General features: G+C 62.8%; 16 protein-coding genes. 2 read left to right on the top strand and 14 right to left on the bottom strand.

The window, feature by feature from the left end:
- Positions 1-58: 58 nt before the first annotated feature.
- Genes EOA16_RS11090 through flhA form a run of 3 tightly spaced genes read right to left on the bottom strand, consistent with a single transcriptional unit; the run spans position 59 to position 3,281 of the window.
- Positions 59-442: a hypothetical protein gene (locus EOA16_RS11090; RefSeq protein ID WP_164754216.1), complete on the bottom strand. Its 384-nt coding sequence runs from the start codon at positions 440-442 to the stop codon at positions 59-61.
- A 2-nt stretch (positions 443-444) separates the two neighbouring features.
- A complete protein-coding gene (fliR, locus tag EOA16_RS11085) occupies positions 445-1,197 on the bottom strand; it encodes a flagellar biosynthetic protein FliR (protein WP_013529768.1) in 753 nt (250 codons plus the stop codon).
- The gene (gene flhA, locus EOA16_RS11080; RefSeq protein WP_127257877.1) at positions 1,194-3,281 is read right to left on the bottom strand and encodes a flagellar biosynthesis protein FlhA; all 2,088 of its coding nucleotides are present in this window, start codon (positions 3,279-3,281) and stop codon (positions 1,194-1,196) included. Before flhA ends, fliR begins: the two co-directional genes overlap by 4 nt.
- 148 nt (positions 3,282-3,429) lie before the next feature.
- Between flhA and EOA16_RS11075 the strand changes: the two genes are divergently transcribed.
- Both EOA16_RS11075 and EOA16_RS11070 read left to right on the top strand, forming a co-directional pair.
- Positions 3,430-3,729 carry a putative quinol monooxygenase gene (locus EOA16_RS11075; RefSeq protein ID WP_127257875.1) on the top strand — a complete coding sequence of 100 codons (300 nt, stop codon included), beginning with the start codon at positions 3,430-3,432 and terminating at the stop codon, positions 3,727-3,729.
- A gap of 134 nt (positions 3,730-3,863) precedes the next feature.
- On the top strand, positions 3,864-5,645 hold the full coding sequence (locus EOA16_RS11070; protein ID WP_127257873.1) for a chloride channel protein: 1,782 nt from the start codon (positions 3,864-3,866) through the stop codon (positions 5,643-5,645).
- A gap of 526 nt (positions 5,646-6,171) precedes the next feature.
- Here EOA16_RS11070 and EOA16_RS11060 read toward each other — a convergent pair.
- The 11 genes from EOA16_RS11060 to EOA16_RS11010 form a co-directional block, all read right to left on the bottom strand.
- Complete coding sequence (locus EOA16_RS11060; RefSeq protein ID WP_245455905.1) at positions 6,172-6,951, bottom strand: hypothetical protein; 780 nt, start codon at positions 6,949-6,951, stop codon at positions 6,172-6,174.
- A complete protein-coding gene (locus tag EOA16_RS11055; RefSeq protein ID WP_127257871.1) occupies positions 6,890-7,405 on the bottom strand; it encodes a DUF488 domain-containing protein in 516 nt (171 codons plus the stop codon). The genes EOA16_RS11060 and EOA16_RS11055 overlap by 62 nt, the downstream gene beginning before the upstream one ends.
- Before the next feature lie 132 nt (positions 7,406-7,537).
- Positions 7,538-9,181 (bottom strand): MFS transporter, encoded by a 1,644-nt coding sequence (locus EOA16_RS11050; protein ID WP_127257869.1) that lies wholly within the window; start codon positions 9,179-9,181, stop codon positions 7,538-7,540.
- A gap of 230 nt (positions 9,182-9,411) precedes the next feature.
- Positions 9,412-9,678: a flagellar biosynthesis protein FliQ gene (fliQ, locus tag EOA16_RS11045; protein ID WP_013529773.1), complete on the bottom strand. Its 267-nt coding sequence runs from the start codon at positions 9,676-9,678 to the stop codon at positions 9,412-9,414.
- Positions 9,679-9,702: 24 nt separating this feature from the next.
- The gene (flgD, locus tag EOA16_RS11040) at positions 9,703-10,110 is read right to left on the bottom strand and encodes a flagellar hook assembly protein FlgD (protein ID WP_127257867.1); all 408 of its coding nucleotides are present in this window, start codon (positions 10,108-10,110) and stop codon (positions 9,703-9,705) included.
- Complete coding sequence (flbT, locus tag EOA16_RS11035) at positions 10,110-10,553, bottom strand: flagellar biosynthesis repressor FlbT (RefSeq protein ID WP_109659360.1); 444 nt, start codon at positions 10,551-10,553, stop codon at positions 10,110-10,112. The genes flgD and flbT overlap by 1 nt, the downstream gene beginning before the upstream one ends.
- The gene (gene flaF / locus EOA16_RS11030) at positions 10,550-10,897 is read right to left on the bottom strand and encodes a flagellar biosynthesis regulator FlaF (protein ID WP_109659362.1); all 348 of its coding nucleotides are present in this window, start codon (positions 10,895-10,897) and stop codon (positions 10,550-10,552) included. The genes flbT and flaF overlap by 4 nt, the downstream gene beginning before the upstream one ends.
- Before the next feature lie 31 nt (positions 10,898-10,928).
- Entirely contained in the window at positions 10,929-11,972 is a 1,044-nt protein-coding gene (locus EOA16_RS11025) for a flagellar hook-associated family protein (RefSeq protein WP_127257865.1), read from the bottom strand.
- Between the two features lie 4 nt (positions 11,973-11,976).
- A complete protein-coding gene (gene flgK, locus EOA16_RS11020) occupies positions 11,977-13,431 on the bottom strand; it encodes a flagellar hook-associated protein FlgK (RefSeq protein ID WP_127257863.1) in 1,455 nt (484 codons plus the stop codon).
- A gap of 27 nt (positions 13,432-13,458) precedes the next feature.
- Complete coding sequence (locus EOA16_RS11015; RefSeq protein WP_127257861.1) at positions 13,459-14,715, bottom strand: flagellar hook protein FlgE; 1,257 nt, start codon at positions 14,713-14,715, stop codon at positions 13,459-13,461.
- A gap of 79 nt (positions 14,716-14,794) precedes the next feature.
- Positions 14,795-15,463, bottom strand: a complete 669-nt coding sequence (locus tag EOA16_RS11010) for a response regulator transcription factor (protein ID WP_013529780.1) — start codon at positions 15,461-15,463, stop codon at positions 14,795-14,797.
- Positions 15,464-15,516 lie beyond the last annotated feature (53 nt).

Here is a 15,516-nt window from a genome sequence, read left to right as displayed (position 1 = left end):
GCTGAGGGAAGCGGCATCGGTCAGGTTGAGATCGAGCCCCGCAGCAGAACTCCCCCAACTACTTCTCGCCCTGCTTCTGCGCGATGATATCCAGCCGCTCGCGGTCGGAGCGTTCGCGCTCGTCGCGGTTACGCACGTCCTTGTAAGCGCGCTCGACCATGTTGGTGCGGGCGGTCGCGGCGGCGATGAGGCTGGCTTCCTGCCTGGCGCTCGCCAGGTTCGCCTCCTGGCGCACGACCGCCTGGGCGATGCGGCGGTGGTAGAGGTCGGGAAACAGGGCGGACAGCGAATCGGCCTGGTCGAAATGGCCGACCAGTTCCCTGGCTTCGGTTTCGGCGGCACTGGCCGCGGCGAGGAAGGAGGCGTGGCGGGTTTCGTGCAGCGCCTTCAGCTGTTCCTGAACCTTCACCAGCTTCTTGAGGCGGTCCTTGCGCGTGCTCATTTCTATCTCGCCAATGTCAGGTCGACGAAGCCGTCTACGAACAGCGACAGCATGGTGCCGACGGCGAAATAGAAGATGATCATGCCGCCGGCGATGATGAAGGGCTGGGAGATGAAATAGATCGGGATCTGCGGCGTCAGCTTGTTGACGAAGCCGATCGTCAGATTGACGAGAATGGCATAGGCGACGAACGGGCTGCCGAGGCGGATGACCAGGAAGAAGGTGTCCGACACCGTGTCGGTGACATCGACGAGGGCGGCCTGCGGGTTGAAGAAGATGTTGACCGGCGCGACCGTGTAGGAAGAAACCAGCGCGCGTATTATCTCGTGGTCGAAATCGAAGACGAACAGCATCAAAAGTGCCGAGAACGAGATGATGGCGGCAAGGGCTGCCTGAGGTTCGGGCTCCTCGATCGCCGGTCCGCCGGTGCCGCCATAGCCGACCAGCATGGCAATGGCCGAGCCCATGAAGCGCAAGGCTTCCATGTAGAGCCTGGTCATGGCGCCGATCAGGCCGCCGACCAGAAGTTCCGAGATGATCATCGGCACCAGGATCTGCGGGCGCGGGTCGACGAAAGGAAAGATCTTGTCCCACAGGAAGGCAAGCAGGCCGCCGGTGGCGGCGACAGCCACGAACAGCCTGACCTGGACCGGGACGCGGGCGCTGGACAGGCCCGGCATCAGCATGAAACAGGCGCCGATGCGGCAGAAGGCGAGGAACGCCGCGATGACGACGCCTTGCGACAGCACGCTCACGATATGGTTCCGAGCACCTTGATCTCGACGCCCTTGGCGATTTCGACGTGGCTGAGCACCGGCAGCGTGGTGAACAGCCGCTCGATGATCATGCGCACATAGGGGCGGGCGTCGGGCGCGGTGACGAGGACGAAACGCTCGCCGGCTTCCAGATATTTCTTGATCGCCTTGGTCGCGTCCTGGCCGAACTCCTCGAGCTGGCGCGGGTCGATGTCGAACTCGCGCACCTCACCCTTGGCGTCGCGCTTGAGGCTCTGGTGGAAGGCGAGGTCCCAGCGGTTGCCGAGGCGAAGCACCTTCAGCACGCCGCCCTCCGAGAGGTCGCCGCAGATCTGCTGTGCCATGCGGATGCGGACATGCTCGACGATCTGCTCGGTGCGGCGCACATGCGGCGCGATCTCGGCGATCGCCTCGATGATCAGGTGCAGGTTGCGGATCGAGACGCGCTCGGCGAGCAGCAGCTTCAGCACCGCCTGCAGGCCGGGATAGGAGATGTGCGTGGTGCAGATCTCGTCGGCGAGCTTGCGGTATTCCTGGTCCTGGCGTTCGAGCAGCGCCTTCATGTCCTTGTAGGACAGAAGCTGCGGCAGGTTGTTGCGGATGACCTCGGAGAGATGGGTGAGCAGCACCGACATGTTGTCGGCGAAGGTGTAGTTCTCGCGCTTCAGATCCTCGGCGAAGGCTTCGACCACTGAATAGGCGCGCATGCCGAAGGCCGGCTCGCGGATTTCCTCGCCCGGTATCTCGGGTATGTCGCGATTGCCGAGCAGCACCATGATCTCGCCGACGCGCATCTGGTATTCGGCCACCACGGTGCCGTGCACCTTGATCTGGTAACTCTTCGGCGGGATGGCGAAATCGTCGGCGACACGCACTTCCGGTACGACGAAGCCGTACTGGGTGGCGAATTTCTTGCGCATCTTGCCCATGCGGAAAACCAGTTCCTGGTGCGACGTCAGCAGCCTTGTCGACAGCTGCTTGCCTATCAAGAGCTCGATCTCGGCGGTGGCGAGCGAGGCCTTGACCGAGTTCTTCTCCTCCTCGACCTTGGTCGCCTTTTCCTGGTCCTTGATCGCCTCGGCTTCGGCGAGGACCCGGTTGGCGCGCATAGGGATGATGTAGCCGAGACCGGCCATGCCGGCGGCGAGCGCGAAGAACGGGAACAGCGGCAGCCCGGGCATCAGGCCGAGCAGCACCAGCAGCGATGCCGCGACGTAGAGCGCGCGCGGGTGGGCGCCGAGCTGGCCGAACACCGCCTGGTTGGTTGAACCGCGGGTGCCGCCCTTGGAGACGAGCAGGCCGGCGGCGAGTGAAACGATGAGCGCCGGGATCTGGGTGACGAGCCCGTCGCCGACCGACAGCTTGATGAACACGTCGGCGGCTTCGCCCATGCCCATGCCGTGCCTGATGTAGCCGATGGCAATGCCGCCGACGATGTTGATGGCGGTGATGATGAGGCCGGCGATGGCGTCGCCGCGGACGAATTTCGAGGCGCCGTCCATCGAGCCGAAGAAGGAGCTTTCTTCTTCCAGCTCACGGCGCCGCAGTTGCGCGGTCTTGTCGTCGATCATGCCGGCGGACAGGTCGGCGTCGATCGACATCTGCTTGCCGGGGATGGCGTCGAGGGTGAAGCGTGCGCCGACTTCGGCGATACGCGTGGCGCCCTTGGTGATGACGATGAAGTTCACCACGATCAGGATCATGAAGACGATGAGGCCGATGACGAAGTCGCTGGCCATCACCAGCTTGGAGAAGCCGGCAATGACATAGCCGGCGGCGTGGGTGCCCTCATTGCCATGCGACAGGATCATGCGCGTGGTGGCGATGTTGAGCGACAGCCGCAGCATGGTGGCGATGAGCAGAACGGTCGGAAAAGACGAGAAATCGAGCGGCCGCTGGATCCACAGCGCCACCATCAGGATCAGCACCGAAAGCGCGATCGAGAAGGCGAGGCCGATGTCGATGAGAAAGGCCGGAATCGGCAGAAACAGCACGGCCAGGATGATGACGATGCCGATGGCGAAGAAGACGTCGCGGCCGTTCTTGGCCACCGCGCCGGGCTGGATGCTTTCGCTGATCGCCATGTCGTCCCCAAATTCGAAACCTGCCGAGCGCGCGACAGCCCTGTGAGGGTAGCCCGCCAAGCTTGCGCGAGGGTGGGAGACTGGCTAGTTCGAACGGTCATGCGCGCAGGTCGCCGTGTCGGCCGGCCTCGTAAAGAAGGGAAAATCCATGCTTCTGATCATCGGCACCATCCGCTTGCCGCCAAACAAATTGGAGGAAGCCAAGCCCGCAATGGAGCGCATGGTTTCCGGCAGCCGCACCGAGGTCGGCTGCATCCAATATTCCTACGCGCAGGATGTCTTCGATGCCGGGCTCATCCGGGTCACGGAAGTCTGGAGTGACAGGGCAGCGCTCGACGCGCATTTCGCCTCGCCGCACCTTGCGGCCTGGCGTGCGAGCTGGCCGGCGCTTGGCATAGGCGAGCGCAACCTCGTGCTTTATGAAGCCGGCGAGCCCATGCCGACCTGAACGGTCCATCGGCCGATCGGTATCGCGCCCGCTGTCGCCAGTATGGTGTCTGTCGGCATTGTGGTTGCCATGCCGTGCCGCCGGGCGTATCAGGCTGGCTTTCCACTGCCTTTCGATATCGGCGAGCCGCCCCGGTGCTTTCCAGAAACCACAGCGAAGTTTACGCCCGCCGGCTGCGCGCTGTGCTGATCAGGTCGTTGCCCCTGCTCGAGGCACGCGGCATCGTGGTGGTCATTCTCGCCGGTGTCGTAGGCGTCATGGCTGGCATATTGGTCACGGCGATGAGCCAGATCGTGCAGGACCTGCATGGGCTGTTGTTCGGCGTTCAGCCAGGCGGCCGGCTTTCCGGCATGTTCTCGCTCGCCAGTCCGATGCAGGCGCTGGTGCCGGCGATCGGCGGCATGCTGCTGGGGCTGACGGTGGTCTGGCTCAGGATACGGAAATTCCGCACACCGATCGACCCGATCGAAGCCAATGCGCTCTATGGCGGGCGCATGTCGCTGACCGACACCTTCATCATCGCCGGCCAGACGATGATCTCCAGCGGTTTTGGCGCCTCGGTCGGGCTGGAAGCCGGCTATACGCAGGTTGGCTCCGGGCTGGCATCGCGGCTGGCGGGCATCTTCAGGCTGCGCCGCAACGATGTCCGCATCCTGGTCGGCTGTGGTGCGGCCGGCGCCATCGCCGCTGCCTTCGATGCACCGCTGACCGGCGCCTTCTACGGCTTCGAACTGGTCATCGGCATCTACTCGGTCGCCAATGTCGCGCCTGTCATGACCGCCGCGATCTCAGCCTCGCTGACCGCCGAAATGTTTGGCGGCGTGCCGTTTCCGCTTGAGCTTTCGGGGCTGCCGGCGCTCACTGCCAGCCAGTATGTGCCGTTCCTGCTGCTCGGGCTGCTCGGCGGCGCCGCCTCGATCGCCATTATGCATCTGGTGACGTTGATCGAGCGCGGTTTCGCCAGGCTGTCGATCGATGCGTCGCTGCGCCCCGTCATCGGCGGCGTCATCGTCGGGCTGCTGGGGTTGATCACGCCGCAGGTGCTGTCCAGCGGCCATGGCGCGCTGCACCGCGAATTCTCGATGAATTACGGGCTGGCCGTGGTGGCGAGCGTCTTCGTGCTCAAGCTGGCGGCGTCGGCGGTCTCGCTGGGCTCGGGTTTTCGCGGCGGATTGTTCTTCGCCTCGCTGTTCCTCGGCGCGCTGCTCGGCAAGGCGTTCGCGGATGTGATGATCGTCGTCTCGCCGGCAACCGGCATCGACCCTGCCGTCGCCGCCGTCGTCGGCATGACTTCGCTCGCCGTCGGTGTCGTCGGCGGTCCGCTGACAATGACCTTCCTGGCGCTGGAATCGACCCGCGACCTGACGCTGACCGGCGTCGTGCTGGCCGCCTCGATCATGTCGGCCATCCTGGTGCGCGAAACCTTCGGCTACTCCTTCTCGACCTGGCGCTTCCATTTGCGCGGCGAGACCATCCGCAGCGCCCACGATGTCGGCTGGATGCGCAGCCTCACAGTAGGCTCGATGATGCGCAAGGACATCAAGACCATCTATGCCTCGACGACACTCGCAGCCTTCCGCAAAGAGGTGCCGCTCGGCTCTGCCCAGCGCGTCATCGCCGTCGACGCGGGCGACCACTATGTCGGCGTGCTGATCGTGGCCGAACTGCACAGCGATCCTTCCGGTGGCGAGGTGCCGGTGCGCGATCTTGCCAAGTACAAGGACGCAGTGCTGGTGCCGAGCATGAACGTGCAGGCCGCGGCCGAAACGTTCCAGCGCGCGGGCGCCGAAGAGCTCGCCGTGGTCGAGGATTTCACCGACCATATCGTGCTGGGGCTGTTGACCGAAGGTCATTTGATGCGGCGCTATGCCGAGGAACTCGACAAGGCGCGCCGGGACCTGTCGGGCGAGGGATAGGGTAGCTTGGCAGCGGACTTATGGACTTCCATGGGAAACTGGCTCGACTGCCCTGTGAAGGGCGCTGGCATGAATCGCTACCGGAAGATTGTATATCCCATCTCTCCTCTGGGATGCTCCTTTGTCCATTGAAGCACCTCCTGGGTTGGCACTACCAAGCTGACTTGTCCTGTAGGGTGATAACAGTTCTTGCCGTGCTTCATGTAGAAGGCTCCGTGACCTTTCACATAGACACGCCCTCGCGCTGGATTGGTCCCCTCGACCTCAGCCAAGTGATAAACGAGACCGTGGCCTTGCGTATTTCGGACGACGGCATTCATACCCAAGGGAACTGTACGGTAGTAGGCTTCGATTTCGGCTTCAGTCTGGTCTATGCATGGCGACCTGGGTGTCGGGTTAGCCTTCCGATATTCCTCCAATTCCTTTTTGAGGGCCTGTGGAACACGACGAAGCGGTGGTAGCGGAAGTTTGGTCATCCTGAGTCCTTGAAGGTTTCCGCACACTTGCGAAAACTGGAGATGGGGTATCAGAACAAGTTCCCTTGCGCTTTCTCGGACTCCGAAAGCTCGTCAAGCCGAAGTACTCCGAGAAGCTGCCATGTTTGCGGACGCTTCGCTTGGTTTCCCACGGCAAACGCCATGCCCCTTGATGGGTACTCAACGTTGAATGTCCGGTTCATCCAATCGAGTACATCCGCCTCGGACTTACCGCTACGGATACCGTTGTAGAACATTGCATGTGCTTCCCAATCACCATCTACGTAGGTGTGCTCGGCTTCCTCGTCCCGGAACCTGAACTTGAACTCGTACGGGGTGGGTTCTAACGCTTCCAATTCTTTGTCGAGTAGCGATCCCTGACGTGCGGCTTTGGCGTAGGCCTCACGCTCCTCTGCCATCGCAGCGTCGGATTTTCGTTTCCATTGGAATTTCGGCTCGATTGGCCGGATCAGTGCCAAAGATTGACCGCGACGCGCGGCTTCGGCGACGGAGGGTAGGATCAGTGGGTCTAATGCCCGGGATCGCTCTTTGCGTGAAAGCTCGCCAAGGATCTCGATACTGTCCTCATGGACGTGACAGCTTTCCTGCCGCTTGTCTCGGCGAGGTTTGGAATAACGAAATCGAACTTGGTCCCATCGTTTGAAACTGGTTTTGCCGGAAAGGTGTCGGAACCGAATGGGGTAAAGACGCTTCCATTTTCCATCGGGCGTTATACCTGCGCAGCAAACGGTCTCACCATATAGCTTGCTAGGCTGCGGCAACGCCTTCACGAGGATGGTAACGCGGCATTCTTGGGGCGTTCCGGACATAGCGTTCTGGGTTGTCTCCGTAAAGATCGCAAACCTCGAACTCCGCTGACTCCGTCATGGCCCCCGCGACGATGGACCTGTGACAGGTTACCGGATCGCGTTCGAAGCATAGCAGGCACGTAGCCTTTTCCCCTGCCACGACCACTAGCTCCTTGAGGGACGATTGAGCATCGTCAGAATCAAGGTGTGCTGAGTATATAGCACGGAACTTGTCGAAAAATCCCGCGCGGGCCGCGTCTCTTCCGGGCTTTGGATCACCGAGATCAATGAAGTGCAAATATTCGATGCCCTCTGCTTCGAGCCGGGCCGATAAAGACTTCTTGGAGAATCCCTTCTTGCGTGAGAGGGCAACCGCGCGGACGTCTGCCAGACGCTCTATGCCCACCGCTTTTAAGGTTGCGACAAACCTTTCAATGTCCGTCCCTTCATATCCAATCGTGTAAACGACGCTCATTGCGATTCCTCAACCTCCGTGTCTCGAATACTTGTATTTAGAGCCCGCGTCGATCTGAGGCGATCACGCATGGCGTCACAGATTGTTTCACTTGCCCCTGAAGAAAACGTTTCGGATCGCCATCGAACGGCACTAATGCTCGATCGGCCCCTTGGCCATCACAAGCGCCGTGCCGGCGGTGGTCGGGCGCTCGATCATGCGCCGCACGCGGGGCGGTTCGTCGCCGCTGTGCAGCGCTCGCACGCGTTCGCCGATGACGGCGTCGGCATGGGTGATGCGTCCATTGTGCCTGATATATTCGATCCAGGTCGGCGTGTGATAATGCTCGATCCATACCGTGGGATTTTCGAGATCGCGCGCCAGCGTCCAGTTGCGGGCGCCGTCACGGCGGCGGATGCGGCCGCGTTCGGCCATGATGGAGAGGAACTCCGGTTCGTCCTCGTGCCGGATCACATACTCGATCATGATGGCGATGGGACCACTGCGCGGCTTCAGGTCAAGCGCCAAATGCGGTTCCTTGAAGCGATTGAGCGGGTCGAGGTTGAGCACCTGCTGTTGCGGCAGCGGGAGCAAAAGACCGATGGCGCCGCCGGCCAGCATGGCGACGCTGGCTGCGATCAGCGCGGTTTCGGCGCCATGCGCGTCGGCGACGACGCCCCAGATCCAGCTGCCAAGCGCGATGCCGCCGAAGGTCGCGGTCTGGTAGACCGACAGCACCCGGCCGACCACCCAGCGCGGCGTCGCCATCTGCACCGTGACGTTGAAATGCGAAAGCGCGATCACCCAGCAGGCGCCGCCGACAAGCAGGCCGAGCGACGTCTGCCAGGCATGCTGGCTGACGGCGGCATTGAAGGCGCAGACGGCGAAGCCGGCGAAAGCACAGCGCACCATCGTCTCGCTGGAGAGCAACTGCCGCAGCCTGACGCTGATCAAGGCGCCGCCGACCGCGCCGATGCCGAAGGCGCCGAGCATGATGCCGTAGGTCAGCGCATCGCCCTTGACGACATCGCGCGCCACCAGAGGCAGCAACGCAAGCACAGCGCCTGCACTGAAGCCGAACGCAGCACCCCTGACCAGCACCTTGCCGATGTTGGGCGACATGGCGACATAACGCAGGCCGGCGCCCATGGCGGCCCCCAGCGACTCGCGCGGCAAGGTCGATATGGGCACGTCCGGCTTCCAGCGCGCCAGCACGATGATCAGGCCGATATAGCTCACCGCGTTCGCCGCGAAGGCGGCCGCGGCACCGGCCGCGGCGACGATGATGCCGCCGATCGCCGGACCGACGCTGCGCGTCAGGTTAAAGCCCATCGAATTGAGGGCGACGGCCGCCGGCACCTTGTTGCGGGGAACGATATCGCCGACCGAGGCTTGCCATGATGGGCTGTTGAGCGCGGTGCCGCTGTCGATCAGGAAGGTGAAGGCAAGCAGCGTCCATGGCGTGATCAGGCCTGAATAGGTGAACAGGGTCAGAAGCACCGACACCACCAGCATGAAGGTCTGGGCGACCAGCATCACCTTGCGCCGGTCGAAACTGTCGGCGATGGCGCCGGCGACGAGCGCAAACAGCATGATCGGCAAGGTGGTCGAAGCCTGGACCAGGGCCACCTGATAGGGCGAGGTGGCGATCGTGGTCATCATCCAGGCGGCGCCGACACCCTGGATCAAGCCGCCGAAATTCGAGACGAGACTTGCGCCCCACACGGCGCGGAAAATGCCGTGACGGAAGGGCGCCAGCGCCGAGACGCTCTCGCTGTCCGGCTTTTCGTCAATCATTTGGGGTTTCCGCCATGTCGTGCCTGCTCGTCAGACAATCCGTTTGCGCAGACCGTTTGCCGAAAGTAGGGCATGGCGCCGCAAAGGGCAAAAAAGCTCATGGTCCAACAATGGGATAGAGGCGGTCCAGGCCTTGTCCGCCGTGGGTCCGGAGGTGCCGCGGGGATCGGCGGCGTCTGTCTTCCGACAATTGCGCAGGGCATGCCGCGGCACACCATCCTGGAACAGGTTCAGAATCCGTTCTGGATGCGCTCGAAGATGACGTTGGTGAAGGCCGATATCTGGCTGCCGATGAAGGGGCCGGTCAGCGCCACCACCAGCATGATGGCGACGATCTTCGGCACGAAGGTCAAGGTGATCTCCTGCACCTGCGTCAGCGCCTGGATGAGGGCGATGCCGATGCCGACCACCATGGCGACCAGCACCACCGGAGCGGACGCGACCAGCACCGTCCACACCGCGTACTGGACGATGTCGAGAGCGTCGGCCTCATTCATGGGACTGGCTCTCTGCCGAAAGCGTCAGCTAGCTGCCTTGACCGAAACTCCCGGACCGACCGCGACTTCGGTGCCGTTCTGCAGCACGGCGATGAGACCGTTGCTGGCGAGGCGCACCGACGCCACCGTGCCCGTCGTCTTGCCGTCGGCGGAGGTTATCGAGCGCCCGATCAGTGCGTCGGCCTGTGACAGTGCCGAGGACTGCATGATCTGGTCGAGCTTGGTGTTGGTCTGCACCGATTGCTCTACCTGCGAGAAGGTCGCGAGCTGGGCGACATATTGCGTCGAGTCCATCGGCTTGGTCGGATCCTGGTTCTTCATCTCGGCGATCAGAAGCTTCAGGAAGGACTGGTAGTCGACCGCTGTCTTCGAAGTCGACGCGGTGGCCTGGTTGGCGCCGGGCGGTATCGTCGTCGTCATGTCCACGTTCATCAGTATCGTGCTCCCACAGCCAGCGGGCGCTCGGCACCCGGAACGTCGTCATTGCCACCCAACGCGCGGCGTTCGAGCGGATAAAGCGCGCGGATTGCCTTCAGCGCCTCGTAGATATGATCCTCGCCGACCATGCGGTCGATCTGTTTCAGCGCAGCGCAGATCTGGGTGTCCTCGAAGCTTGCCAGCAGCAGCGGCAGCGAACGCCGGAACATGTCGCGCGCCCCGGCCGCGCCGGCCGGATTCATCAGCATGACCTGCAGGATGAAATACAGCTGCTTGAGCGGTGTCGAGGCGTCGTCGGCCTGGATCACATGGCTTTCGAGCAGGAACTGGACGTCGTTCATCAATTCGACGGTGACCTTGCGGTCGACCCGGATGACGGCACCGTTGATGTAGATCTTCTCGTTCGGCTTCAGCGATATCTTCAGCGTGTTGGTCATTGAATGCCGTCCCTGATGATCTGGGACACCTCGATCAGCCCTTCGAAATTGTTGGTGCGGCCCTGGCGGATGTCCTCCGCCTCGCGCAGCAGCCACAGGCCGATGGAAATGAGGTTGGCGCGCAGTTCCTTGGGCAGGGCGTTGTCGCTGGAGCCGAGATCCTCGACGAAGGCCGTCCAGACGCGGTTGGTGAAATGAAGCGCTTCGATCGCCTCCATCGAACCGTGGCCGGCGGCGGCCGCCGCCGCCAACATGTCGATCGAGCGGGTCAGGAGTTCCCGCTCGCGGTCCTTCGCGTCGGCAACGGAGGTGCTCTGGATGTCGGCGTAAGAGAATTGGTACATCGTTGGGGCTCTACCGTTCCGTTAAGCGTTGTCAGGTCAGGTAATTCAACAGGCTGAGCTGCTGCAGGCGTGCGGTCAACGCGAAAGACGTTTCGATGTGCTGTGTCAGATCCGCGACCCGTGTCGCGGCTTCGGCCGGATCGACGGCTTCCAGATCGAGAATGTGCCGTTCGAAAAGGTCGACCTGCGTTTTCATCCGATCGTTGGCATCGGAAACCCGCTTCTGCACGATGCCGGTCTCGGATTGAAGCTGGCCAATGCCGCTCAGCGCCTCACCAACCAGTGTGGTGGAGCGGCTGACAACCGTATTCTTCGCCGCCTGGCTGATGTTGCTGGACATCAGGCTGCTGACCATGGCTGCGGCCATGGCGAGTTTCTGAATGCCATCGCTGTTGGCGCTGGTCGAAGTCGGCGTGGTTTCGTTGAGTGCGATGCGGCTGACGATCTGCTGGTCGGTGGCGTTCGACCAGTTGCCCTGCCAACCCGCGCCCGTGAACTGCGGCGCGACATCATTGGTGATGAAATCGTCCATCTGGGCAGCCGTGATGTTGGCCGCTGCCGGGTCGTCCTGGGTGAAACCGAAATTGGTGAGGAAAGCGGTATCGAATGCAGCTTTGGCAGGAGAGCCGGCAGCCATGAAATTGTTGATCGGCTTGACGTCTGTGTTGGTGCCGGCAAACAGATATTCCCCATTGACGCTGGTGTTGAGGATCGAGGTCAGCTGCTGGATGGTCGCCTTGCCGGAGTCCCGGGTGAGGCTGTTGGACGAGTCGCTTGAGGAAGCGGTGGTCAGGGCGGACAGGAAGGTCTGCGCGGCGGTGGAGAGCTGACCAAACGAGGTCTGCGTCGAGGAAAGCCGGGCGCCGACCAGGCCGTTGGAATCGATGATGACGTTGAGCCGATCAAGATCGCGCTGGAAGGTGACGGCCTGGGTGGTGCGCCCGCCGAGAGCCAGGCCGATATCGGCGACCCTGCCCGTCGAGGATTCTTTGGTGGCTTTGACGAGTTCGGCCTGCATGCGCATCTGCTGGGAGCGCATGGCATTGGAGATTGCGGCCGAGGAGACTGAAGTCATGGAATTATCCCACCGCGTTGAGCAAGGCCGCCATCATGTCGTCGACGGTTTTCATCATCCGCGCCGATGCCTGGTAGGTGTGTTCGAGGTCGAGCAGCAGCGACATTTCCTGGTCGACATTGACTCCGGTCGCGTTGGACAGCGCCTCGGCGCTGCGCGATGCCAGTGCTTCCTTGGCGTCGGAGGCGGTCGAAGCCTGCTGGCGCACGCCCTCGAACCAGCCGATCGAATTGGCGGCGTAGTCGGACACGCTGGAGGTTGCCGAAACCCCGGCGGCGGGATCGAAAGCCATCGGCTGGTCGAGCCGGTCGCCATAGGCAACCAGAAGGGTGGAATAGGACGCGCCACCGCCGGTGTTGGCTACATAAGCCGCACCGTTGGCACCGCCGTCGCGCAGCAGCGTCGGGTTGCCGCCGGTGCTCGGATCCATCGCTGCATTGACGCTGATGGACGCGGCAAGGCCGTTGACAAGCGTGCCGGCGGCCGGCACGGCCGGCGCGCCCGACCAGGTGAACAGGCCGGCGGCATTGGCCATCGAGGGTGCGGTCTCGGCAAAGGCGGTGATCAGGCCACGCGCCGTCTCGTCGAGCTGGCTCTGCATGGTCGAGGCGACGCCGTCGCGCAATTGCAGCAGGCCGGCAAGCGTGCCGCTGGCGCTGGTGTTGCCGCCGGCACCCGCCGAGATCGGCACGTTGTCGATGTAAACGGCATTGCCGGCGGCACCGGCTGTATAGCCTGCCGACGCCGCGAAGGTGACCGTGCGCGGTATCGTCTCGAACAAAGTCGTGCCGTCGCCGGTGGTGATGACCATGTCATTGTCGCCTCGCGTGAAGGTCGACACCGGGACATAGTTCGAAATCTTCTTCAAAAGCGCGTCGCGCTGGTCGAGCGCATCGGAAACGTCGGTGCCGGAACGGGTTCCGGACATGACGGCCGTGTTGGCATCCTGGAATTGGCTGAGGAGCGAGTTCAGGTCATCGACGGCCGTGGCAATCTGGCCGTCGGTCCGGGTGCGGAAGTCCTGGACGGCCTTGGCGCCCTCGTTGAGCGAGCGCACGACCTGCTTGGCCGCGTCGATGACGGAGGCACCGAGATTCTGGTTGGACGGCGAGGTGGCGTAGAGCTGCAGCGCCTGCTGGAGGTTGGCGATCGCGGTCGAGGGCGAGGACGCATTGTCGACGCCATTGACCGCAACGCCCAGCTGATCCATGCCGCTGTAGAGCGCGCTCTGGCCGCTCCAGGCCGACAGCGCGCCGAGATTCTGGCGAAACAAAAGCTCGTTGGCTGCGCGCTGGATATCGACCGAACGCGCGCCCGGCGCCGTGCTGGTGACGATGGCCTGGCGGCGCGAATAGTCCGGGTTGGAGGCGTCGGCGACGTTGCGCGAGACGACGCTGGTCTGTCGCGCGGTGTTCATAAGCGCCGACTGGGCGATACTCAATGCGGTAGACAGTGACATGCGGGTCTTTCGCGGGCGGCGCCCGTCTTATCGCTTCAGGTTGACAAGGACGTCCATCAGATCGGAACCGGTCTGGAAGACTTTCGAATTGGCGGTGTAGCTGCGCTGCGCCGCGATCATGTTGGTCAGCTCTTCGGCGATATCGACGTTGGAATTCTCGAGCGCGCCGGAGATGATGGAGCCGAGCTTGCCTTCATTGGCAAAGCCGACACGAACCGCGCCGGATTCGGTGCCCTGCGAATAAACGTTGCCAGGCAGCGCCTTGAGCTGGTCCGGACTCTGTACGTCGGCGAGCGGGATCTTGTAGAGCGGCTTGGTGGAGCCGTCCTTGTACTGGGCGTAGATGGTGCCGTCCTTGCTGATCTGGACCTTGTCGATGGTGCTCGGCGCGTTGCCGTTGACCTGGGCGTCGGAAACCGTGAAGCCGGCGCCAAGCTGGGTCAGCGCAGACAGATCGAGCGAAAAGGCGGCGCCGTTGGGCACGGTGAGGGAGACGCTGTCGACGGCGCCGGTGAGCTTGCCGGTGGTGGTGTCGAACGTCAGGTTGGCCGAGCCCAGCGCGCCACCGGTATAAGGGAATGCTGTTCCGGCGGTGGCCTTAGACTGATCGAAGACCGAGACCTGCCAGGTGCCGGCGCCGGTGTTGGTGAAATAGACGTCGAGCAGCTTCTTGTTGCCGAGATTGTCGTAGGCAACCATGGAGGATTTTGAAGTGTACTGCGCGCCGACAGCATTGGTGGTGGGCAGATTGCCGGCGGCGACCGGTGTCGCGCCGGCCGGCAGGTTGCCTGCATAGCTGCCCTCGGTGCTCGGTGTCGCGGTCATTCCCTGGTCGGAGATGACAACCGGGACCAACCCCTCGAAGCCATTGACCGTCGCTGCCGGTACGCCGTTGTCGTAGCTGTAGGCCATCAGCTGGAAGCCGGCCGAGTTGACCAGTCTGCCCTGACCGTCGGGAACGAAGGCGCCGGCTCGGGTCAGGTAAGGGGTGCCGCTCGGATCCTGAACGACAAAGAAGCCATCGCCGCTGACGGCAAGGTCGGAAACCGAGGTCGTGTATTGAAGCACACCCGGATCGCTGACCGCCTGACGGATCGTCGTGGTGACGCCGCCGGAATTGTAGGCGCCGCCGGTCGACGGCATGACCAGCGTCGAGAATTCGGCGGAGGACCGCTTGTAGCCGGTGGTGTCGGAATTGGCGATGTTGTCAGCGACCGTCGACAGGCGGTTTGCCTGCGCGTTCATGCCGGAAACGCCGGTCCGCATCATTCCATAGAGGCTCATCGAAACGTCTCCGCTGTGTCCATGCCACTGGCAACGAGGCTACGCGTGTTTTCTTGCGCGAGGCTGGCGCGGGGCTGCATCAGAAGACGAGCCGGTAGCCAAGGAAACGCTTGGAATCGATCGGGTCGGTGCCCAGCTTTTCGCGCAGCTTCTTGCGCAGTTTGCTGATGTGGCTTTCCACCACGTTTTCTTCGACCTCTTCGTCGAAGATGCCGTAAATGGCGTTGAAAACCTGGGTCTTGGTGACACGGCGTCCGCGATTGCTCGCCAGATATTCAAGGATTCGGCGCTCACGGCGCGGCAAGGGGAGGGGCTGTCCGTCGATCTCGGGGTCGCGGCCGTCCATGAAGATGCGCATGGCGCCAATCTCGGTGTAGGCGACGTCTTCCTGGGCGCGGCGACGGATGGCGGTGATGCGGGCCAGAATCTCTCTGATATGGACGGGCTTGCGAATGACGTCGTCGACGCCGCTCTCGAACAACCGCAGCGTGTTCTCCAGGGAATGCTGTTCGCTCAGCGCAATGACCGGAGCGCCGGTGCGGTCGCGGATCTGGCGGGGAGAGATGGAGCCTTCGCGGCAGTCGCCGATAAGGAAGGCCCTGACCGAGCGCAGATCGGTGTCGGCGGCGGAGTTCACCCACTCGCCGAATTCGCCGGACGCAAAGCCTGCACAGGCGATGCCCTCACGATCGAAAAGTGAATTGTATCCCTCTGTTACGAGCTCCCGCTCGTCAACGATCACAATCATCGGCCCCGCCTTCCGAATCAAATCATTTGCCCCGTGAAGAGAGGCGTATCCGC

The organism is Mesorhizobium sp. M7A.F.Ca.US.008.03.1.1 (assembly GCF_003997495.1).
Taxonomy (GTDB): Bacteria; Pseudomonadota; Alphaproteobacteria; order Rhizobiales; family Rhizobiaceae; genus Mesorhizobium.
This window is presented reverse-complemented; position numbering and strand designations above follow the sequence as displayed.